Annotated in this window: 21 protein-coding genes; 10 read left to right on the top strand and 11 right to left on the bottom strand. The window is 42.9% G+C overall.

Going from position 1 to position 20,949, the window contains the following annotated elements:
- Window positions 1-161 precede the first annotated feature (161 nt).
- Window positions 162-1,073: a LysR family transcriptional regulator gene (locus ACTXGF_RS21000; protein WP_443534771.1), complete on the top strand. Its 912-nt coding sequence runs from the start codon at window positions 162-164 to the stop codon at window positions 1,071-1,073.
- Window positions 1,074-1,222: 149 nt separating this feature from the next.
- Window positions 1,223-1,726 (top strand): hypothetical protein, encoded by a 504-nt coding sequence (locus ACTXGF_RS20995; protein WP_443534770.1) that lies wholly within the window; start codon window positions 1,223-1,225, stop codon window positions 1,724-1,726.
- 14 nt (window positions 1,727-1,740) lie between these two features.
- Here ACTXGF_RS20995 and cueR read toward each other — a convergent pair whose 3' ends face one another.
- Both cueR and ACTXGF_RS20985 read right to left on the bottom strand, forming a co-directional pair.
- Window positions 1,741-2,133, bottom strand: a complete 393-nt coding sequence (gene cueR, locus ACTXGF_RS20990; RefSeq protein WP_397477979.1) for a Cu(I)-responsive transcriptional regulator — start codon at window positions 2,131-2,133, stop codon at window positions 1,741-1,743.
- 97 nt (window positions 2,134-2,230) lie between these two features.
- Complete coding sequence (locus ACTXGF_RS20985; RefSeq protein ID WP_443534767.1) at window positions 2,231-4,708, bottom strand: heavy metal translocating P-type ATPase; 2,478 nt, start codon at window positions 4,706-4,708, stop codon at window positions 2,231-2,233.
- Window positions 4,709-5,118: 410 nt separating this feature from the next.
- Between ACTXGF_RS20985 and ACTXGF_RS20980 the strand changes: the two genes are divergently transcribed.
- Window positions 5,119-5,832 carry a DarT1-associated NADAR antitoxin family protein gene (locus tag ACTXGF_RS20980; RefSeq protein ID WP_443534765.1) on the top strand — a complete coding sequence of 238 codons (714 nt, stop codon included), beginning with the start codon at window positions 5,119-5,121 and terminating at the stop codon, window positions 5,830-5,832.
- 87 nt (window positions 5,833-5,919) lie between these two features.
- On the opposite strand, the gene ACTXGF_RS20975 is transcribed toward ACTXGF_RS20980, so the two are convergent.
- Window positions 5,920-6,828: a LysR family transcriptional regulator gene (locus ACTXGF_RS20975; protein WP_443534764.1), complete on the bottom strand. Its 909-nt coding sequence runs from the start codon at window positions 6,826-6,828 to the stop codon at window positions 5,920-5,922.
- A 161-nt stretch (window positions 6,829-6,989) separates the two neighbouring features.
- Between ACTXGF_RS20975 and ACTXGF_RS20970 the strand changes: the two genes are divergently transcribed.
- Together ACTXGF_RS20970 and ACTXGF_RS20965 are read left to right on the top strand one after the other, a co-directional pair.
- Window positions 6,990-7,436: a DoxX family protein gene (locus tag ACTXGF_RS20970; protein WP_443534763.1), complete on the top strand. Its 447-nt coding sequence runs from the start codon at window positions 6,990-6,992 to the stop codon at window positions 7,434-7,436.
- An 88-nt stretch (window positions 7,437-7,524) separates the two neighbouring features.
- Window positions 7,525-8,352, top strand: a complete 828-nt coding sequence (locus ACTXGF_RS20965) for a DODA-type extradiol aromatic ring-opening family dioxygenase (protein WP_443534761.1) — start codon at window positions 7,525-7,527, stop codon at window positions 8,350-8,352.
- A gap of 231 nt (window positions 8,353-8,583) precedes the next feature.
- Here the strand turns inward: ACTXGF_RS20965 and ACTXGF_RS20960 are convergent, their stop codons facing one another.
- Window positions 8,584-9,471: a LysR family transcriptional regulator gene (locus ACTXGF_RS20960; RefSeq protein WP_443534759.1), complete on the bottom strand. Its 888-nt coding sequence runs from the start codon at window positions 9,469-9,471 to the stop codon at window positions 8,584-8,586.
- 170 nt (window positions 9,472-9,641) lie between these two features.
- On the opposite strand from ACTXGF_RS20960, the gene ACTXGF_RS20955 reads away from it, so the two are divergent.
- On the top strand, window positions 9,642-10,781 hold the full coding sequence (locus ACTXGF_RS20955) for an alkene reductase (RefSeq protein WP_443534758.1): 1,140 nt from the start codon (window positions 9,642-9,644) through the stop codon (window positions 10,779-10,781).
- Between the two features lie 109 nt (window positions 10,782-10,890).
- Entirely contained in the window at window positions 10,891-11,112 is a 222-nt protein-coding gene (locus tag ACTXGF_RS20950; RefSeq protein ID WP_443534756.1) for a putative antibiotic biosynthesis monooxygenase, read from the top strand.
- Window positions 11,113-11,147: 35 nt separating this feature from the next.
- Here the strand turns inward: ACTXGF_RS20950 and ACTXGF_RS20945 are convergent, their stop codons facing one another.
- The 7 genes from ACTXGF_RS20945 to ACTXGF_RS20915 form a co-directional block, all read right to left on the bottom strand.
- Window positions 11,148-11,615, bottom strand: coding sequence for a DUF305 domain-containing protein (locus ACTXGF_RS20945; RefSeq protein WP_224737935.1), 468 nt, complete (start codon window positions 11,613-11,615; stop codon window positions 11,148-11,150).
- A gap of 43 nt (window positions 11,616-11,658) precedes the next feature.
- On the bottom strand, window positions 11,659-12,753 hold the full coding sequence (locus tag ACTXGF_RS20940; protein ID WP_443534754.1) for a copper resistance protein B: 1,095 nt from the start codon (window positions 12,751-12,753) through the stop codon (window positions 11,659-11,661).
- A gap of 25 nt (window positions 12,754-12,778) precedes the next feature.
- Window positions 12,779-14,479, bottom strand: a complete 1,701-nt coding sequence (locus ACTXGF_RS20935) for a copper resistance system multicopper oxidase (RefSeq protein ID WP_443534752.1) — start codon at window positions 14,477-14,479, stop codon at window positions 12,779-12,781.
- A 117-nt stretch (window positions 14,480-14,596) separates the two neighbouring features.
- Complete coding sequence (locus ACTXGF_RS20930; protein ID WP_443534750.1) at window positions 14,597-15,247, bottom strand: DUF411 domain-containing protein; 651 nt, start codon at window positions 15,245-15,247, stop codon at window positions 14,597-14,599.
- Between the two features lie 155 nt (window positions 15,248-15,402).
- Window positions 15,403-16,020, bottom strand: coding sequence for a c-type cytochrome (locus tag ACTXGF_RS20925; RefSeq protein ID WP_443534748.1), 618 nt, complete (start codon window positions 16,018-16,020; stop codon window positions 15,403-15,405).
- Window positions 16,021-16,214: 194 nt separating this feature from the next.
- Window positions 16,215-16,493 (bottom strand): hypothetical protein, encoded by a 279-nt coding sequence (locus tag ACTXGF_RS20920; protein ID WP_058025813.1) that lies wholly within the window; start codon window positions 16,491-16,493, stop codon window positions 16,215-16,217.
- A 177-nt stretch (window positions 16,494-16,670) separates the two neighbouring features.
- Window positions 16,671-16,955, bottom strand: a complete 285-nt coding sequence (locus tag ACTXGF_RS20915; RefSeq protein ID WP_201569095.1) for a hypothetical protein — start codon at window positions 16,953-16,955, stop codon at window positions 16,671-16,673.
- A 219-nt stretch (window positions 16,956-17,174) separates the two neighbouring features.
- Here ACTXGF_RS20915 and ACTXGF_RS20910 point away from each other — a divergent pair, with 219 nt between their 5' ends.
- The 3 genes from ACTXGF_RS20910 (at window position 17,175) to ACTXGF_RS20900 (ending at window position 20,782) form a co-directional block, all read left to right on the top strand.
- The gene (locus tag ACTXGF_RS20910) at window positions 17,175-17,897 is read left to right on the top strand and encodes a heavy metal response regulator transcription factor (protein ID WP_443534746.1); all 723 of its coding nucleotides are present in this window, start codon (window positions 17,175-17,177) and stop codon (window positions 17,895-17,897) included.
- A 1-nt stretch (window position 17,898) separates the two neighbouring features.
- Window positions 17,899-19,446: an ATP-binding protein gene (locus ACTXGF_RS20905; protein ID WP_443534744.1), complete on the top strand. Its 1,548-nt coding sequence runs from the start codon at window positions 17,899-17,901 to the stop codon at window positions 19,444-19,446.
- A 208-nt stretch (window positions 19,447-19,654) separates the two neighbouring features.
- On the top strand, window positions 19,655-20,782 hold the full coding sequence (locus ACTXGF_RS20900; RefSeq protein WP_443534742.1) for a M14 family metallopeptidase: 1,128 nt from the start codon (window positions 19,655-19,657) through the stop codon (window positions 20,780-20,782).
- The last annotated feature ends 167 nt before the right edge of the window (window positions 20,783-20,949 follow it).

Here is a 20,949-nt window from a genome sequence, read left to right as displayed (position 1 = left end):
TAAAAGTTATTTTTAATCGTGTTTTCATTGCAACGTTTAAGTTAAACACATTATTACTGGTTTTAATGTGGTTATATATAAGGAATAACGTGAATCACTATTGCTTTTAAGACAATAATAAAGCGAAAATACTTAAACATTCATCTAAATGGAGAGGTCAGTTGGATCAATTACGTGCCATTAAGTATTTCAGCAAAGTCGTAGAAACGGGCAGTTTTACTAAGGCGGCAAGTGCATTCAATGTACCGCCATCCTCACTATCGAGACGAGTATCTGATTTAGAAAAGAGCTTGGGCGCGACACTGTTAAAGCGCTCGACCCGAATCGTTAAATTGACCGAAGTAGGGCAGGTTTATTATGACGATATGCAGCAAGTATTGGATCAGCTCGAGCAAAGCAAAGAAACAGTACGCAGTTATCAAACGACGCCAATGGGACGGTTACGCATAAGCTCTATGGTGGGTTTTGGTGAAAAAATACTGCTACCACTGTTGGATGAGTTTGGTAAGTTATACCCAGAGATTGTGCTAGATGTTAGTCTCAGTGATGAGCTATCGGCATTAGGACGTGACGATGTCGATATTGCGATTCGCGGGGGTTATGCACCAAATGAGCGAGTGCTTGCCATTAGGCTCATGGACAATGGGTTTATACCGGTTGCGTCGCCCAGTTATTTAGAGATGCATGGCGAACCTAGTCATGTGATGGAATTAAAGGAACATAAAGGCCTGTATTTTAAAGCGCCAAACGGGCCAACGCCTTGGCTCTGCTATGTGGACGATCAGTGGCATGATGTCTCAGGGCCAGCAGTGGCAATTTCAAACAATGGACCATGGCTTGCCAAGAAGGCTTGTAATGGTGAAGGGATTTTGATGTCCACTCGGTGGGCACTATCCTCATACCTTGAGTCAGGCGCATTGCAAGAGATTAAATTTGAGCATCCATTAGCAATCACGCAGCACGCTGATATGGCCGTATATCTGCTGTATCAAAAGCAGCGCTATCTAGTACCAAAAGTAAAAGCCGCCGTCGATTTCTTGGTTGAGAGGATAAAAGTAGGAAATGAGCGTTGATATAAGGGAAGTGTGCTAGTCAGCTTATTTGGGGTATGAGAGGTACTCAATGCAAATTAACTCCTTTTATGAGTACATTAAGTAACCTTTATAGTATGAGAATCATTACGTCTACATACACGTTTCGAAATCTGCATTGTGAGGTAATTTTGAAATTTAAAGATTTGATGGGCCTTCATTCAGATCAAGCAGGAAATATAGATATTGACGAACTGATCTTGAAACTGCCTAATACACCAAGAGATGTGTTAGAACAGTTCTATCGAGATCATGGACGTAAAGATCAGTTTCAAGAACAATACTCTGAATTAGACATTTATAATTTAAGTTGGGAGCTTATTAGCGTCACCTTTGACGAAATATCATGTGCTACAGTTTTTCCTAGTTTTCAGAAGTGGGTGAATACCTGCTATATAAAGTCTTGTGGCGTTTCTATAGATTCAGACTGGAAACTAATTGGGCATACAAAACAGACTGCAATGTATTGGGAGCATAATCACACGTGGAAAAGAGCACCACTTTTTCTTGAGTTAGATTATAGGTTACATTTGATCGAAGGTCATTCCAGATTTGGATGTTTAAAAGGACTTGTAAGCAAAGGGCTAATTCCTAAAAATAAAACCCACAAGGTATGGTTAGCAAAAAATGTATAACTAACTCATTTACTTTATTGACCCTGTCCTAGATCCTCTAAAATAGCGCACTCTGCATTATCATCGCCTGCGCAATGATCAAAAGAGTTCTGTAGCGAGTCGACCATCTCTTGCAATTGAGCGATTTTTTGGTTTAACGTTTCAATATGCTCTTGTGTCAGTTGCTTAACATCCGCGCTCTGACGATTGGCATTTTTACGCAGATACAGTAACTCTTTCATTTGCTTGGATGAAAACCCCAAGTCACGAGAGTGTCTCAAAAAGCATAAGTCGTCGATATCGTCTTTAGAATACAAGCGATAACCTGAGTTCGAACGATTGACTGTTTCTAGCAAGCCAATCTGCTCATAGTAGCGAATCATTTTGGTAGAGATACCTGATTGCTTTGATGCTTGACCAATATTCATATTTCTCCTCCTAACCTAAAAAGGGACTTAAACAACAAAAGGGTTTAAATAATCTATGTATTTAAACCCTATATGGATATCCTTTACGATTCTATATTCACTCTGTAATGACAGGTGCTTTAAAGTACTTGAGACGTAACGCATTACCCAACACGAAAACAGAAGAGAGCGCCATGGCGGCTGCCGCAAAAATGGGTGAGAGCAGGATACCAAATGCGGGATACAAGACACCTGCGGCAATCGGAATCAAGGCGACATTATAAATAAATGCCCAAGCCAGATTTTGTCTGATATTACTGATGGTGGCTTTACTCAAGGCAATCGCGGTAGGCACGCCTTGCAGACTACCTGACATTAGCACCACTTCAGCCGCCTCAATCGCCACGTCTGTGCCTGTACCAATGGCCAATCCAACATCGGATTGAGCCAATGCAGGGGCATCATTGATACCGTCACCGACAAATGCAACTCGGCCATATTGTTCTTGCAACTGGCGTACTGCATCCACTTTTCCTTCGGGTAATACTTCTGCCACTACCTGATCGATATTTAATTTTGCGGCAATCGCTTGGGCGGTATGGCGATTATCACCTGTAATCATGGCCACTTTTAAGCCTAACTGATGTAGTGCGGCGATGGCGGCATGAGTCGTCTCTTTAATAGGATCGGCAACGGCGATGATAGCGGCCAACTGCTGGTCAATAGATACATAGAGTGGGGTTTTACCTTCTTGCCCCAAACGTAGCGCATCTTGTTCAAAAGGCGCAACATCAAGCCCCAATTGTTGCATATAACGATCCGCGCCAATATGAATCACTTGGCCTGCCACGTTTGCTTGAATACCCAAACCTGTCATCGCCTCAAAGTCAGTGATAGGTAGCAGTTGAATATTCTGTTGTTCTGCGGCTTGTACAATGGCTAAGGCAATGGGATGTTCAGACTTTGCTTCAACCGATGCCACCACACGTAAGACCTGTTCTTTCTCAAATCCTTGTTGAACTTGAAAGTCTGTCAAGGTAGGTTTGCCTTCAGTCAATGTGCCTGTTTTATCAACGGCAACCACGCTCACGTCCTGAAGCATTTGTAGCGCTTCACCTTTACGAAATAGCACACCCAATTCTGCACCGCGACCTGTACCGACCATAATAGAGGTGGGAGTGGCCAATCCCATTGCACAAGGGCAGGCTACAATGAGGACGGCAACCGCATTGATTAAACCAAAGGTTAAGGCAGGGTCAGGGCCAAAAATCAACCAAACTATAAAGGTTAATGCTGATAAAAACATCACCGCTGGTACAAACCACAGGGTGACTTTATCCACCAATGCTTGAATCGGTAATTTAGAGCCTTGGGCTTGTTCTACCATACGAATGATTTGGGCCAATACAGAATCTTCACCAATGGCCGTTGCCCGAATATTCACGGTACCGTTTTGATTGATAGTACCGCCGACCACTTGATCACCGGCTTGTTTTTTCACAGGAACAGGTTCACCAGTAATCATAGATTCATCAATATAACTGTGACCGTCAACGACTTCGCCATCGATAGGTACACGCTCGCCTGGACGAATCTCAACGATCATTTTTGCAGTGACGTCTTCTACAGGGACTTCAATGACTTTGCCATCTTGGTGTACACGGGCGATCTTTGCCTGCATGCCTATTAAATGCTGAATGGCCCCAGAAGTACGTCCTTTAGCCTTTGCTTCAAAATAACGACCTAATAATATCAAGCTTACAATCATGGCAGCAGCTTCGTAATAGACGTGCACCGTGCCTTCAGGTAGCGCTTGCGGGATAAAGGTCGCTATTAGAGAGAACCCATATGCTGCGATGGTACCAATCGCCACTAGCGAATTCATATCTGGCGCAAAACGCAATAGGGCTGGCACGCCTTTTTGATAAAAGCGTCGGCCTGGAAAGAGTAGTACCAATGTGGTCAAAACAAACTGTATCAACCAACTTTGCTGAGTGCCGAGGTTATTCACCACCCACATATGAAAGGCGGGAATCATATGCGAGCCCATTGCTAGAATGAATACGGGCAGTGACAACAGCGCAGAAAGTCCTAAATCTCGTTTAAGCTGATTTTGCTCTGAGGCTTTTTTATCTTGTCGATCACTTTGGTCTTGTTCTACCAGTTTGGCCTCGTAGCCTGCTTTTTTAACGGCCTCAGTCAATTCACTCGTTTGTATTTGAGCGTCGCTTTTAATCCAAGCACGCTCAGTCGCAAGGTTTACTGTGGCTTGTTGCACGCCAGCGACTTTGGCCAAGGATTTTTCGACCCGTCCAACGCAAGAGGCACAGCTCATGCCTTCTATAGATAGCTCGATAGGCTTGGTTTCAGTCACCTTATAACCTGCGCGCTCTACCGCTTTGTTTAACTGGGCAACATCTACAGGCTGCGATGAGTAAACAGTCGCCTGTTCAGTGGCAAGATTTACCTCGGCGCTTTCAACGTGCTCAATATTTTTTAATTGTTTTTCGATACGCCCGACACACGAGGCGCAACTCATGCCTTCAATGCTCAGCACTTCATGATAAGTAGGGGCTTTAGTATTTTTTGTTTTCATAACAACCTCTGTCGTTTTTAATCTATAGTGACAGCATATAGGTTGACATCATGGTAAGGTCAAGCGTATTTCTATAATACTTTTAAACCCGTTTATAGTAGCGTCTTATATTTATCGTTGAATACAAAATAGCTCAATTATGGTTTATTGTTGAAGGTATGGCGGCATTAATTCTAAAATAGGGCAGGATAAATGGCTGATAATAAGATAAACTGCCCAGCGAGCGCTGATAGGGTTCGATAGCTCTCGATAGCTATCGATCAATTCACTGTATTTGGCTACTAGCGAATAAAACACCAATAATAATAAACGCTGCTAACAATGACAGAGTACGCCGTCAACAGCAGGTGATATCAGCACCGTTAACACAAAACATTTATACAAGACCATTGATATTAAGGCACATCACTATGGAAGAAGTACCAAATACGATAGAACAAAGACCCGTATTCATGCCCAAAGTCAACAGTGACAATTTGGTAAAAACGGATATGGTTATGTTTGAGCGACATGTGGGATTTGCGACCAGACAAAAGAAAAAATCCATCAATGACTTACAGCAAGTCATTCGCAAAAAGTATGGATTTAAGCAAGTTTTAGAGCTGTCTAGCAAATCTGGTAATAAGCTGAGTTTTCCGCTAAGCCCGTTTAGCTTAAAAATTACCGATGAGCATGATGGCAATCCATATAGTGTCGAAAATGCTTTTCAAGCCAGTATGGTTTTTGAAGATGGTGGTCCTTATACGGATTTGCTAACAGTAGCGCCAAGACAAGCCCGAAAGGATGAGCGGTTGATGACCTCGGGCGAGCTCATTGGCTACAATTACTTTGGTATGGAATGGGGCGTAGAGCCGTTAACGACATTCTATGATTGGCTGTACGTGAATGCGCTCAAGCAAAACCCTCAGCTGCATGAAGAAGTGGTTCAATATCAGGGATTTACTGATATTACCTTTAATCCTAAAAAATCTATCCATAGTGCAGCGTATGCGTTGGCGCTGTTTGTGGCACTGCATAAAAGAGAGTTGCTCGATAATGTTGAAGATCCGATGGCATTCTATGACTTATGTAATAACTTTAAAATCAGCAATACTGAGCACCTATTAGAAGAAGGTTGGATCTGATCGTCAAATCAGCTCGCTTAAGTTTGCTTGAACCAAAAGCTACGATACATAATGTATCGTAGTTTTTTTATGTCTCTATATTTAGAGCTATATATTCTCATCCCAATATGGCGGCGTGCCGTAGTAGTCGGTCATAAAGTCGATAAAGCATCTGACTTTGTGAGGTAGTAGTTTTCTATGGGCATAGACTGCATACAACCCCAAAGGGCTAGGTTCATGTTCTGGCAACACTACCACCAACTTGCCAGTACTTAATGCTTCGCTAGCAATAAAAGTCGGCTGTAATATCAATCCTCCGCCTGCAATAGCTGCTTCAACGAGTACGTCACCATTATTACTATGGAAAACGCTACGTTCTTTGAATTGTTTGGTCTTTAGGTATTTGTAGATTTGACCCTTAGTTTCTACATTCATATAGCTATAATGCAAATAGCGATGCGACTCTAAATCCTCAAGTTGCTTAGGTGTGCCATGAGCTTTGAGGTACTCGGGCGAGGCGCACAATACCACGCGAATCGGAGCAATCTGCTTGGCGATAAGCGATGAGCTTTGGAGCTGTCCGATACGCAGAGCAATATCAAACCCTTCTTCAACGATATCTACTTTTCGATCACTCAGCTGCAAATCAACGGTAACTGACGGATAGCGCGCCTGAAAATCAGTGATGAGTTTTGCCATATGCTTTAGGGCAAAGGAGACGGGCGCACTGATTCGCAGGACGCCTTTGGGATGCTGTTGTAAGCCGCCTAACTGCGATGCCATCTCATCAATACTCAATAAAATCTGCTGCGCATGCGTAAAGTATTGACTGCCAGCTTCAGTTAGGCTGACTTTGCGCGTAGTGCGGTTGAGCAGGCGAGTATGTAGTTCCTCCTCTAGCTTTGCTACATACTTGCTTACTAGCTGCGGCGAGAGCTGCATCGTAATAGCCGCTTTACTAAAGCTACCTTCTGTCACTACCGCGACGAAAGCACGCATAGCATCGATTCTATCCATATCTGTCCCTATCATTGTCTCGATATCAAATTCATTATAAACAGTATATTGATAATTATTCAATATAACTGAGATTACTCTTTTATAGCGTTGATAGTAAAGTGTGCCTATATCATTTTCGACACTATTTATTCTAATCACACCTTATGGAGTAAGCATCAATGAAATCATCACTATTAAATACTATTTTGTCATCAAAAGCTGGACTGGCGGCCTTAGTTCTTCGGGTACCCGTTGGCTTAATTTTAGCAGCCCATGGCGCCCAAAAGTTGTTTGGTTGGTTTGGTGGTAACGGACTGGCAGGTACGGCTCAATGGTTAAGCAGTATGGGTATGGAGCCGGGTTATTTGATGGCGTTACTAGCAGGCGGTGCTGAGTTCTTCGGTGGTCTGGCTCTGGTATTAGGTCTGCTAACCAGACCAGCGGCTTTAGCCGCAGCCTTTACCATGTTGGTGGCTATTTTTTCTGTCCATATTAGCAATGGGCTATTTGCTGATAATGGTGGTTATGAATACGCGCTAACCTTGATGGTAGCTACACTTGCTTTAGCCATCCAAGGTGGCGGCTCCCTCAGTATGGATAAAGTATTATCAGAAAAATTAGGCTAGGTTTTATAGTTGTAAATAGTTTTATACAATTTTAGTGAATAAAGCCATTTGAAAATAGCCATTTAAGACAAGCAACAAGGAGAAAGCCATGACAGCACTTTTATCTAATGAGCCAGTCAGCCAGCCTGTACTGTTTATACCGCATGGTGCAGGGCCTTGTTTTTTTATGGATTGGCAACCAGCAGATACATGGTATGAGATGGCAACGTTTTTAAAGGGCATTTCTGCTCATTTGCCTGAGCGACCAAAGGCTATCTTAATCATTAGTGCGCATTGGCAGACGGCTGAATTTAGTATTACTTCTAGTAAACAACCTAATCTCATTTATGATTATTATGGCTTTCCTGAGCATACTTATAGTTTGAGTTATCCAGCCTCAGGCGCGCCAGCATTTGCGGAGCAAGTCAGTAGTCTATTGACAGAGGCAGGGGTAGGTAATCAACAAGATGCGGAGCGCGGTTTTGATCATGGGGTATTTATACCGCTTAAGCTAATGTTCCCTGAGGCGGATATTCCAGTGGTCCAACTATCCTTGCGTCATGATTTAGACCCACAAGCGCATTTGGCTGCTGGTCAAGCGTTGGCATTACTGCGTACAGAGGGTGTACTAATCGTCGGTAGCGGCATGAGCTTTCATAATATGCGCGGTTATGGCGATACCAGTTTTACTGAACCATCAGAGCATTTTGATGAATGGCTAACGAATACTGTAGAATCAGCAGATTCGGATAAACGACTCACGGCCTTGGCCAATTGGAAAAATGCTCCTCACGCGCTTGACTCACATCCGTTAGAGGCAGCGGAGCATTTGTTACCGCTTATGATAGCGGTGGGTGCAGCAGGACGTGACAAAGGGCAAAAGATTTACTCCCAGCAAGTGCTAAAAACGCAATTGTCTGCCTTTCAGTTTGGGTAAGTATTCTAAAAAGCATAGATCACAGTGTTTCAGCGTAATTGTCAAAAATAAGACAACCTTTGAATCTCAGAATCAAAGGTTGTTTTATGTTAATAGAGCAGTTATTAACAGTATATCAAATAAGAGATGTTATCTCTTATTTGATATATTTTGCCACTACATTATTTCCGTCAAGCTCAAGTTTAAAAATGTTCGATGTCGTTTCAAAGTTGGCTATAGCTAAGTTAATTATTATAGATTTCGTAATTGCTCGATTAACCAACGATGTATGCCACTGTCAGCAGTACGTGGATGCCATGCTGCGATGACCTTAAAAGTAGGCGGCAATGCTTCCACCTTAAGTTCTTTGACCTTACTGCTCGGCAGTAACCGCGAAGGATAAAACGCAATCATATCGGTCGTGTGCAAAATATCTGGTACGGCCGAAAAGCTCGGAACTGACATCACAATATTTCGTTTTAGACCTCTTTCTGAAAACCATTGATCATGAGAGCCTCGTAAATTAGCCCGCGACGGTGATACCACCAGCTGCGGGTGTGCGGCAATTTGTGCCAGTGTAAATACCTCTGTGGCAAAGGTGTTTTCACAACCCGTCACGCATAAATGTTGCTCTTCAAATAAAGTCACATACGATAAGTTATCGGGGATAAATTCAGGGAAGGTAATCAACAAATCAAGCTCGCCTGCTGCAATCAGCTGATTGATATTGTCTGAGGCAAAATCACGTACGATTAACTTTAAATCTGGTGCGTCGCGTCGCGTAATATTAAACAATTGCGGTAATAATGCCTGCGTCGCATAGTCAGTCGCACTAATCGTAAAGATGCCCTTGTAGGTCTGCGGCATAAAAACCTCTGGCTCTAACAAATCTTCCAACTTTTTTAAGATATGGTCAAGGGGTTGCTGCATCGATAGCGCCTTTGGCGTTGCCACCATGCTATTCCCTTGACGAATAAACAAGCGATCATCAAACACCTCGCGTAACTTACGCAGCTGCTCACTGATGGCTTGTTGGGTCAGCCCCATCTTGCGTGCGACTTGTGACAAGTTTTTTAGATCAAGCAGTGCTTGTAATACTCTAAGCTGCTTAATATCGAGCCGATTCATTCCATTCATCATGCATACCATTAATAGTTGTATCTTAAACAATAACTGGTTGTTTCTAATTGTACCCTCAAAACGCTATGCTGACTAACATTGCTTAAGTAGCCACTAAATGAGCTATTAAGCATCAAAACAGGCCGAATACCTTTAATAATAAGCCATCAGCTGCTTTAAAAGAGACACTTATGACACAAACCACTCTAAATACAAATACACTATTTTCCTCTGTAGCACTTGGGCCTTATACACTCAACAACCGTATCGTCATGCCACCATTGACACGCTCTCGTAGCACGCAACCTGACAATATCCCTAATGACTTAATGGCCAGCTATTATGCACAGCGTGCGTCAGCAGGCTTTATGGTGACGGAAGGTACGCAGATTGAGCCAAGAGGTCAAGGTTATGCTTGGACGCCAGGCATCCATTCATTAGCCCAAGTTGAAGGTTGGAAAAAAGTCACGCAAGCAGTACATGACAAAGGCGGTATTATTTTTGCTCAGCTTTGGCATGTAGGCCGTGTGTCGCACACCAGCTTGCAGCCTAATGGTGCTCAGCCGGTAGGGCCTTCTGATATTACTGCTGATAACGTCAAAGTATTTATTGAAACAGGTCCAGGTGAAGGCGCATTGGCCGATCCAAGTGAGCCACGCGCCCTCAGTACCGATGAAGTTGGTGAGCTGGTAACGATGTATGCGACAGCTGCGCGCAATGCATTGGAAGCGGGTTTTGATGGGGTAGAGCTGCATTGTGCTAACGGTTATTTGGTCAATCAGTTTATTTCTGAGCATAGCAACACCCGTGATGATCAATATGGTGGGTCATTGACCAATCGTTTGCGCTTCTTAAAAGAAATCGTGGCTGCTGTCAGTGATGTGGTCGGTGCTGATCGTTTAGGCGTGCGTTTTGCGCCTTTGTTTGCGAGTACGGATGAGACGCGTGTGTATTTAGGCTTGGTAGAGTCAGATCCCCATCATACGTATATTGAGGCGATTAAAGTCATTGAGCAAGCGGGTATTGCTTATTTGTCCATTGCAGAAGCTGATTGGGATAATGCGCCTGATTTACCAGACACTTTTTATCGAGCGGTCAGAGAAGAGTTTTCAGGCCGTATTATTTATGCTGGCAAGTACACGGTACAAAAAGCCGTAAACATTTTAGAAGAAGGCTACGGTGATTTATTCGCGTTTGGTCGTCCTTTTATCGCTAATCCAGATCTACCTGAGCGTATCGCCAATAACTGGCCACTCAATGAAGTAGATCCTACCACGATGTATGGTGGTACCGATGTTGGCTATAGTGATTATCCTCGCTATCAAGAGTAGCGAAGCACTTAAACAATGAATAAGATAAGGCCATTAATGGCCTTATTTCTATTTACAAATTTAACGCTTTTATACAAGCAGAGGCTTAATTATCAGTCGGCATCATACAATGAATAAAAATTCCAAAGACAGACTTATACGCATATTGGTAGGGTATGTTGGACTTTATCCAACGCTCCTGATTGTATTGACGTTATTGAAGCCTATAACCCAAGGCCTAAGCCTACCGATAGTGGTATTAATTGAAACGATAATACTTGTTCCACTGACACAGTTGGTGTCTTTCCCACTAGCAGGCTGGGTCATTGAACGTCTGAGCAGAAAAGAGTGATCACTTTTCGCAGCGTTCACTGGTACACCATTCTCTTATTCAAGCTCATCAATCAACTGTTTCATTTCATCAATTTCACGTTTTTGAGCTTTTATAATATCATCAGCAAGCTGCTGCACACGCGGATCTTCAATATCAGCGCGGCTACTGGTGAGAATGGCAATCGAGTGATGCGGTATCATCGCCTGCATCCAATCGACTTGATCGACAGTCGCTTGAGATCTAACGCCCCAGATACCAACTGCAAACATCAATACACTTAGACCATAGATCATCAAATTGACCTTGGTCTTCTTATACATATTGGTCATAAATGCCAACATGACGACTGCCATACCGGCACCCATATATAGCGCCATATAAGCTCGGGTTTCACTAAAGTAAATGTGATCCCACTGGTAGGTATTGAAGTACATCATGATATACATGATGACAGTCGATGTCAGAATCATTAAGGTAAATTTTACATAAGGGTTCATATTTTTTTGCTTAGCAGCTTCCATGATATGACCTCCATTGTTTTGTTAAATTAAAATGGGTAGACAGTTAAAACCAGAATTTAACTCCCGCAGTCAAACTACTGCTATCAACCGATTCATCTTCTTGACGTCGTTGACCACGAGCTTTGCCAAGTGCTGTCTCATAACTAACACCCACATAAGGTGCTAGCTGGCGACTGAACGTCTCGTAAGTCAGCCTAACCTCAGCTTCCATCTCATTAAAGCCCTTGGTAATACCATTATCATGGTCATCTTTACTAAAGGCAGTCAGTCCAACCTCCGGTATGACTACCCAATGCTGATCCAAACGCCATTCGTACTCTGCGCCCAGATCAAGACGAAGTTGACCATCGGTATATAAGTAGGCTCTTGCATCCGTTTCGATAAAATAAGGCGCGGTACCGACAATACCTGCCATTATGGCAGCGTTATCGTTTTCAGTATCGTAAGCGACACCAGCTTCACCATTCCAAAAAATGCTCAGCGGTTTCCAATAAGCAAGCGAGCTCAAGCTATCGATTCCTTTATCATCTTTAGTCTGAGCACTACCTTCAGTGCGTAGTCTTATACGATTGCTATCAGTACCGTACCAACCCGTCGCTTCGAAGTTGATTTGATCTTGGTCAAACTGATAGCCCAAGTCGTCTACTGAGACTCCCCATAATGGCATGCTGCCCATCATCATTGGCTTACCATACTGCCCGTAGGGAACTCCGTTTGAATAGTCTGGACTGCGAGCATCGGCTGGTGGCTGCCCACCTTGCATCCCTGACATATCCATACTGCCATGATCCATATCGGACATATCGCCTGACATGTCCATGCCGCTGTGATCCATATCAGACATATCACCTGACATGTCCATGCCGCTATGATCCATATCGGACATATCGCCTGACATATCCATGCCGCTGTGGTCCATATCAGACATATCACCCGACATATCCATGCCACTGTGATCCATATCAGACATATCGCCCGACATATCCATGCCGCTATGGTCCATATCAGACATATCACCTGACATATCCATGCCACTATGATCCATACTCGACATCTCAGCAGCTGTTGCCAAAGAGGATGTGAGCAAGACTAGCGATGACAAACCAATGAATGACAGATTTTTCTTAGATATTTTCATAATAAGCCTCATATTCGAAGGTTTGTTAAACGACGGCAACTTCTCTGAACATGCCGGCTTCCATGTGATACAGCAGATGACAGTGCCATGCCCATCGTCCAACTTCTCCCGTCACATCGAAGCTAATTTTTTGCGCTGGCTGAACCACAATCGTATGTTTACGTACCTGAAAGTCTCCAGATGGCGTGCGCAAGTCGCTCCACATACCATGCAGATGCATAGGATGGTTCATCATCGTGTCATTGACTAAGGTGATACGCACGCGCTCGTTAGGCTTAATATTGACAGGCGTTGCATCCTTAAACATGACACCATCTAACGCCCAAATATAGCGCTCCATGTTACCCGTTAAATGTAGCTCGATCTCTCTAGTAGGCTTGCGCTGCTCCGCAAATATAGCCTCATCCACGGAATGTAATTGGTCATAAGTCAAAACCTTTCTATCAATATCACGCAGGTTAATACCGGGGTCATCGAGGTTCATACGTGGACTGTCGACACGCATATCAGATTTAAAGTCATACTCGGTCTTAGCATGCTTTGCTTTGTAGCCTTTATCACCCATCGCACCCATCATATCTGCCATGGTCAACCATTCGATCTTGTCCATAGCAGGTATGGCAGCTCGCGCGCCTTTTTTGGTCGCAAGCGTGGTCGCGACATAGCCCGAACGATCAATGTTTTGGGCAAATATGGTATGTGCGTCTTGAGTCGGCGTGACAATGACATCATAAGTCTCAGCCACCCCAATGCGGAAATCATCAATCGCAACGGGTGCGACGTCAATACCATCTGTTGCCACCACAGTCATTTTGAGACCCGGTATACGCACATCAAATATCGTCTGTGCTGAGGCGTTGATAAAGCGTAGTTTGACGGGCTGTCCCGCTTTCACTAGTTGTGTCCAATTGGCGGCTGTGGTCTTACCGTTCATAAGGTAGGTAAAAGTCTTTTCGCCAGATAAATCAGTAAAATCCGTCGGCATCATGCGCATCTGATTCCACATTTTGCGCTTGTCATAAGCGGCTTCTAAATCTGTTGCGGCAATATCAGACAATAGTTTTTTGAAGTCTGGCAGATGATAATTATCAAAGTCAGCGCGCTGTTTGAGCAACTTCAAGAGATTGTGTGGATCGCGGTGCGTCCAATCACTCAGCACGATTACATGGTCTTCTGCGACTGGATGACGCTCACGGCCTTTTGGTTCAATGACAATAGCACCGAGCATACCGGTTTGTTCTTGAAAGCCACTGTGTGAGTGATACCAATAGGTGCCTGATTGTTTAAGTTTGAATTTATAAGTAAAGGTGCTGTTCGCGGGAATGCCATCAAAACTGATACCTGGTACGCCATCCATCTCGAAAGGTACGAGCAAGCCATGCCAATGAATAGAGGTTGACTCATTCATCTGGTTATGAACACGAATAGTTACGGTATCGCCTTCACGCATCTTTAGCGTTGGTGCTGGTAGCGAGTCATTAATCAGTGTTGCCATACTCGACTTGCCATTGACAGTGACGGGCTTCTTGCTGACATACAAATCAAACTCATTCCCAGTTAAGATAGGTACGATATAGTCGGCTTTATCACTGTTGACGGCTACATTCTGCTGGCCTTTTCCTAGCGCACTATTGGCAATAGACGGTAGGGTGGACAGCATGGATGCCCCTAACAAGGTAGAAGATCCTGTCAAAAAACGCCTGCGGTTAAGCATAGTTTTGTTCATAATAATTCACCTGATTTATATTCATAAAGTGAGAGTTGAGTCTGTATTTATCAGCTAAGCCTATGCCTTTGGCCGCTTATTAATAGAGCTGGATAAGCTATTTAAACGACAACCAAGCTAGATTTGCTGCTGCGGTGTGTCAATAGTTGCATAAATAGCTGTTGAGCCATCTTTATTAAGCTGCATCACTTTATATGGCATAAATTTATCTTGGTATTCCATACCTGGGCTACCGACTGGCATGCTCGGTACAGCAAGTCCGATCGCATCACTTGGCGGGTTTTTTAGGAACTGCGCCATATATTTAGCAGGGACATGACCTTCGAAAACGTAGCCATCAGTAGTGACGGTGGTATGGCAAGAGCGCATTTGCTGCGGTACGCTGTATCGCTCTTTAAACAAGGACACGTCTTCGACATTCTGTGCGGTTGCGTTTAAACCATGACCTTCGGCATAACCAACCCATTCTTTGCAACAGCCACAATTGGCATCTTTATAGACGGTGGCTGAGATATTTTTTAGGATAGTTGATTGGGTATCTGAAGGAGCGCTGACTGGCATTATTTCAGCTGTTGGTTGCTCCGTTTGCGTAGTTTGCACGTTTTGCGTAGCAATAGTTGGCTCAGTCGCTGGTGTTGAGTCAGCAGCGGAATTAGGTTGACTACAAGCAGCAATGGTTAACGATAATGGCAATACCACGATCGCCGAGAGCACACGGCCAGATATCAGATGATGATCATTAATAAATCTATTAGTATAGCGTCTCATAAAACTACTCCCGAGCGTCTGTCTGACGATTAAATATTATAAAAATTAGAGCCACATCACTGGATAAAATAGCACTGGACAAAATAGTGCTAGCAAAGCTTAAAACGCAAATCGCAAAAAGCAGCACTATTGAGCACTGCATTTTGTACAAAAAATCAATGTTGCATTTCGGATCCATCACCTGACATATCCATCTCACCATCACCTGACATATCCATCTCACCATCAAATGACATATCCAACATACTATCGTCTAACCGAGTCGTTAGCATGGTGTACTGGTTTTCATTTAGGTCAGGTAACGATCTAATAAAAGCGACCATCGCCCATATCCTGTCATCATCGTGAGTAGCGCCCCAAGCGGGCATGCCAGACGCCATAATGCCATGTTTAATCGCCCAAAAGCTTTGTCTGGCACCAGCTTCGGTTTGATAGCGCTTAACGATATCCGCCTCAGTAAAGTTAGGAGGCTTTGGGTACATACCGCTATTTAAATCTGTACTGTTGACGCCGGGAGACAAATGGCAGCCTGCACACATATCTTTGTAATCTGCACCGCCCGAGCTGATCATCTCCGCCTTCTTTAAATTGGGAACCAAAATATTCTTACTGGCATGTTCAATTGAGCGTGTGCGGGCAGTTTCCAAAAAATCGTAAACCAGCGGACTATGAGCTCGATCAGCACCGATATTTATCATGCCACTAGTCACCGTAATAAAAATACCCGTAATAGCGACAAAGACAGTAAAAAGTATTCCTAACAAGAACTTCATAGGTTTGTCCTAAAAATCCATTTTCTTTAATATTCCATTACTGCTTGATCAGCTTCTCTGACAATATAGTCAAGTCTATATAAATCTGCTACAGCGTCATCCTCGCTAAGCATACTAATGTATAACTTGCACTCGGTTTCCTTGTATCGAAATTATATTGAACTGACTATAGTGTTGAACTTATAAATTGATATTTAAGAGTCGCTATCGCTGCTCACACAGTGCTTTTGGTACATCGCTTTCATTTTGCTCATGTTAGCCATCATGGCTTTCATAGCAGGATCATTCATATCCATTTTGCTATGATCCATTTTTTGCATCATCTGCATATGCTTTTGCATTTTCTCACAGTTCATCTGGTCTTTTTCAGCATGCATTTTTGGGTCGTGCGCCAAAGCAGAGGTTGAAACAACTAAGGCTATAGCAGTTGCTACGATTGATTTAGACAGTGGCATTGATTTGAATAGTGACATGGTAAATCCTTATTTGATTTGGTATGTAGTCGAAAAGACTTTAAGATATTAAGTTACTTTAAAGCATACTTTAGTGATTCTGACAGAGAGATGACGGTAAGATTACAATTCTGTCATCTTAGTATTTATGGTTTTTAATGTTGTCAGTAATCCTTTAGTATGACATCAGAGCTGATATCACTTATCGCTACCATATTTATTGATAAAGTATTTTTCAGACTGTAGATGTTGATCTTTGTGTTCAATCTCACAAGCCACTCTCGCATCGATATAGCTTTTCATTTGTGAATTTGAGAGCTGAGCATCGTTATGATCCAAGTTTTTTGCAAACTCAGTCACAGCGTCGCAGTTGTTGATGATTGAAGTGCTTAGATCAGTCGTATGCGCATTGGCAGTGGTAGTACCAATAAGTACAGAGACTGATAGCAGTACTGCTTTTTTGAATGAACCGTGAATTTTCATATAAAACCTCTTTTGTAAGTTGTTTATATTGATTACCGATAAAAATAATTCATCGTAGCTAAGTATTGAAACGAGCAGCTATGTACCGTTTATATAGATTAGCAAAATAAAACTGACAGTCTGATTACGAGCACATGACATCTTTGTCAGCTATCAGCCAATGTTGTCACCTGTGCTGGTTAGAACGTTAAACAATCATGACCGTATTGAGGAATTACAATGAAAGTACTGCTGGTAGAAGATGAATTGAAGCTTGGCGAGTATATAAAAAAAGGCTTAACCGAAGCTGGGTTTATTGTGGATCATCAGCTAACAGGATTAGATGGCTATCATGCATTGATGACGGAAGAATTTAGTGTGATATTGATGGATGTGATGCTACCTGACGTTAGTGGCTTTGAGCTGGTGCGTAATTACCGAGCGGCTGGCAAGCATACGCCTGTGTTATTTCTAACGGCAAAAGATGACTTGAGTGACAAGATAAAAGGGATTGAGATTGGTGGTGATGATTATCTGACCAAACCTTTTGCCTTTGCAGAATTGATCGTCAGGATGAAAAGCTTATTACGACGTGCCAATCAAGCCGACTATCAAAGTACGATTATGCAAATAGCGGATCTCAAGATGGACATTGCCAAGCGCACGGTGCATAGAGGAGTCAAGCCTATTAAGCTCACGGCAAAAGAGTTTTCCTTACTACAGTTTTTATTAGAGCGCCGCGGTGAAGTGCTTCCACGCTCAATCATCGCTTCCCAAGTATGGGATATGAACTTTGAAAATGATACCAATGTGATTGATGTGGCGATAAGGCGTCTTCGTATAAAAATAGACGATGATCATGACGCAAAGCTGATTCATACGGTGCGCGGGATGGGCTATCGGTTAGAAGCTGTCGATACAGCACTTGATAGCAAACCATCTCACGAAGCTGGCAATGTCTAATATGAAATATAGGTTTGATAATCGGCGCTTGCCACTATTATGGCGTACTGTATTGCTGCTCACGATATTTGTTGTTATATCGCAGGTTATTATTTATATATGGATACAACGTTCTGTTAAAGGCCATTTTGAGCAAATGGACGCTGAGATTATGACTCATGCGGCTTTTAACCTACGTAAGCGAGTGATAGAACCTAGTAGCCCTATAACTTCCCAAACCCTACCAATCTCTCAAAATCTATTGAATAATCAACAGTCGCTAAGAGCGGCACCTGACGTAATGCCTGATGGAGATACTTCTACCGCAGTGATATCAGATGAAGTTGATCATCAGCATTCTTCTTGGCTAGATTACGATCTAAAAACCATTATCGCTAATAAAGAAGGGCAGATACTGTCTAGTACACCCAATAACTTTGCTCAAGAACTAGGGGAAGGGTTTAATCTGTCATCACTGAAACAAGATAATGATAAGCAACAGTTTGTGATGAATATCAATAGCCGATACTATCGAGCAATGGTCATTGAAGACGACAAAATGCTCGCGCTTATCGCATTGCCTATAGATGTGCATCATCAGTATTTATTACAGTTCAATCGTCAGCTTAGTATGATTTTGTTCGCGATTACCTTGTTGCTCGTCTCAGTAGCGGCGTTGGGTGTGTACTGGGGTTTTGCACCTTTGGCGACCATCGTCCAAAAAATGAAAACAATGAATCCTGAAAGGTTGGATGACAGAGTCACGGTCAGTGATATGCCGTTAGAGCTGCGACCACTAGCAGAATCTTACAACTCGATGATGGCCAAGCTTGAAAGTAACTTTGAGTCTTTGTCTCGGTTTTCAGACAATATTGCCCATGAGCTGCGCACTCCAATAGCGACACTCAGCACGCAAACGCAAGTCATGTTAAATAAGCCAAGAGCTGGTGATGAATACATTGAGCAGCTACATCATCAACATGACACGTTAGAGCAGCTGTCGGCCATGATAAATAATATGCTGCTGCTGGCAAAAACCCAAAAAGGATTGAGTGACTCGCAAATCAGTCATGTGGATACGGACAGTTTAATCACCAAGCTCATTGATTACTACGAAATGATTGCAGAAGACAGAGGTATCGCTATTGAAACCAAAGGTGAGTTCAGCGCTGTCTTAGGAGATAAAAGTTTATTACAAAGGCTCTTTGCTAATCTGATATCGAACGCGATTTATTATGCTGCTCAAGATAGCGTTATAACCATTAGGGCAGATAGAGTAAACTCAGATGAGATGGTGGGCACAACGATAAGCAGTCTTCAACAATCAAAACAAGCTATTTTACGAATGACCATCACCAACCAATTAGATGAGCCGTTGACACAAAGTGAGGCAGATAAGTTGTTTGAGCGCTTTTATCGACATCACAAAACAATAAATCGCCATACAGGAACAGGTTTGGGGCTGTCTATCGTACAGTCTATTGTTGGGGCGCATAACGGTAACGTCAGTATTACTATAAAAGACGATGATTACTTTCAAGTGAGTGTCGAGTTATTGGCAGACGTTTAATCTTTTAGCAGTCAACGATAGATATTCAATCCGAATAGATATATTCGATAGATGATTGCCTTGAAAATGAGCTGGTAATGACCAAGTAAATGTATGTCTAATGCCCAATATAAAGCTAGAGATTATTAAAAGGCAATAGGTAAAATAGTAAGTCGATAACGAACATAATACTTAAAACACAATCATAAAAACCAATTAGGGAATGACTATGCATATCACGGCTAATTTTGATGCAGGCAACATTGACATTATTAATGCAGATGACAAAAAAGACATTCAATTAGCGATTCGTCCAGATGTTGGTGGCGAGTTTTTTCAATGGTTTAACTTTCGTCTGTCAGGTCAAATAGGGGAGCAGTATGTTCTCAACATTTTGAATGCAGGAGAGGCGTCTTATCTAGAAGGGTGGGAGAACTACCAAGCGGTGGCTTCTTATGATCGTCAGCATTGGTTCCGTCTGCCAACCTCTTATAAAGATGGCAAGTTGACCATCGTGGCAGAGTTAGAGTGTGAAACCATTCAGATTGCGTATTTTGCGCCTTATAGCTATGAGCGTCATCAAGATTTATGGGCTGCCGTGCAAGTGCATCCGCTAGTGACGTTAGAGCATCTAGGCGAAACGCTTGATAAACGTGACTTGACTCTAGTCAAAATCGGGGATGGAGATGCTAGTAAGCGTAATATATGGATTACTGCCCGTCAGCATCCAGGTGAAACGATGGCTGAATGGCTCATTGAGGGTTTGTTGTATAGCTTGTTAGATAGTGATAATGCGACTGGCAAACAGTTGTTAGACAAGGCCAACTTCTATATTGTACCCAATATGAACCCCGACGGTAGCGTGCGCGGACACCTGCGTACTAATGCTGCCGGAACCAATTTAAACCGTGAATGGCAAAGTCCAAGCTTAGAGAAAAGCCCTGAAGTATTTCATGTGATTAATAAAATGGAAGCGACGGGCGTGGATCTATTTTATGATGTGCATGGTGATGAAGCATTGCCGTACGTATTCCTCGCTGGTTCACAAGGGACGCCAAGCTACAGTGACCGTCTTGCTGGACTACGTGATAAGTTTTCAGACGTATTGAAATTAGCTAGTGCTGATTTTCAGTCTGAGATTGGCTATGAGATCGATGCACCAGGTGCTGCCAATATGACCGTTGCCACCAATTGGGTAGCAGAGCGTTTTGATTGCCTCGCTAATACGTTAGAGATGCCATTTAAAGACAATGATAATCTGCCCGATGAAGAGATGGGTTGGTCGCCAGAGCGTTCTATCAAATTAGGCGAAGCATCACTGGTAGCAATGCTAGCTGTCGTGGATGATTTACGATAACTATAGAAAAAAAGCTGCAGAAAATAAAAAGCTGCTAATGATGGCCAAGTGTTTTAGTGGTCATCGTTAGCAGCTTATTTCAAATACTTATAAAGGCACTTAAGTTTATACTTTTGATGTCATTTTCTAATGTTGATTTTTGATATCGAACTTCAATCAAACATTCT

The organism is Psychrobacter sp. 1Y6, assembly GCF_052258385.2.
GTDB lineage: Bacteria > Pseudomonadota > Gammaproteobacteria > Pseudomonadales > Moraxellaceae > Psychrobacter.
The sequence above is the reverse complement of the archived record's forward strand: the minus strand, read 5'-3'. Positions and strand labels throughout refer to the sequence as shown.

Excerpts from the sequence above, each read along its gene's own strand:
- ACTXGF_RS20920 (WP_058025813.1), bottom strand. The coding sequence starts at position 16,493 with ATGTCACTATTCAAATCAATGCCACTGTCTAAATCAATCGTAGCAACT.
- ACTXGF_RS20930 (WP_443534750.1), bottom strand. The coding sequence starts at position 15,247 with ATGAGACGCTATACTAATAGATTTATTAATGATCATCATCTGATATCT.
- ACTXGF_RS20950 (WP_443534756.1), top strand. The coding sequence starts at position 10,891 with ATGAATAAAAATTCCAAAGACAGACTTATACGCATATTGGTAGGGTAT.
- ACTXGF_RS20980 (WP_443534765.1), top strand. The coding sequence starts at position 5,119 with ATGGAAGAAGTACCAAATACGATAGAACAAAGACCCGTATTCATGCCC.
- ACTXGF_RS20945 (WP_224737935.1), bottom strand. The coding sequence starts at position 11,615 with ATGGAAGCTGCTAAGCAAAAAAATATGAACCCTTATGTAAAATTTACC.
- ACTXGF_RS20935 (WP_443534752.1), bottom strand. The coding sequence starts at position 14,479 with ATGAACAAAACTATGCTTAACCGCAGGCGTTTTTTGACAGGATCTTCT.
- ACTXGF_RS20960 (WP_443534759.1), bottom strand. The coding sequence starts at position 9,471 with ATGATGAATGGAATGAATCGGCTCGATATTAAGCAGCTTAGAGTATTA.
- ACTXGF_RS20975 (WP_443534764.1), bottom strand. The coding sequence starts at position 6,828 with ATGGATAGAATCGATGCTATGCGTGCTTTCGTCGCGGTAGTGACAGAA.
- ACTXGF_RS20970 (WP_443534763.1), top strand. The coding sequence starts at position 6,990 with ATGAAATCATCACTATTAAATACTATTTTGTCATCAAAAGCTGGACTG.
- ACTXGF_RS20985 (WP_443534767.1), bottom strand. The coding sequence starts at position 4,708 with ATGAAAACAAAAAATACTAAAGCCCCTACTTATCATGAAGTGCTGAGC.
- ACTXGF_RS20925 (WP_443534748.1), bottom strand. The coding sequence starts at position 16,020 with ATGAAGTTCTTGTTAGGAATACTTTTTACTGTCTTTGTCGCTATTACG.
- ACTXGF_RS20940 (WP_443534754.1), bottom strand. The coding sequence starts at position 12,753 with ATGAAAATATCTAAGAAAAATCTGTCATTCATTGGTTTGTCATCGCTA.
- ACTXGF_RS20915 (WP_201569095.1), bottom strand. The coding sequence starts at position 16,955 with ATGAAAATTCACGGTTCATTCAAAAAAGCAGTACTGCTATCAGTCTCT.
- ACTXGF_RS20955 (WP_443534758.1), top strand. The coding sequence starts at position 9,642 with ATGACACAAACCACTCTAAATACAAATACACTATTTTCCTCTGTAGCA.
- ACTXGF_RS20910 (WP_443534746.1), top strand. The coding sequence starts at position 17,175 with ATGAAAGTACTGCTGGTAGAAGATGAATTGAAGCTTGGCGAGTATATA.
- ACTXGF_RS20965 (WP_443534761.1), top strand. The coding sequence starts at position 7,525 with ATGACAGCACTTTTATCTAATGAGCCAGTCAGCCAGCCTGTACTGTTT.
- ACTXGF_RS20905 (WP_443534744.1), top strand. The coding sequence starts at position 17,899 with ATGAAATATAGGTTTGATAATCGGCGCTTGCCACTATTATGGCGTACT.
- ACTXGF_RS20900 (WP_443534742.1), top strand. The coding sequence starts at position 19,655 with ATGCATATCACGGCTAATTTTGATGCAGGCAACATTGACATTATTAAT.
- cueR (WP_397477979.1), bottom strand. The coding sequence starts at position 2,133 with ATGAATATTGGTCAAGCATCAAAGCAATCAGGTATCTCTACCAAAATG.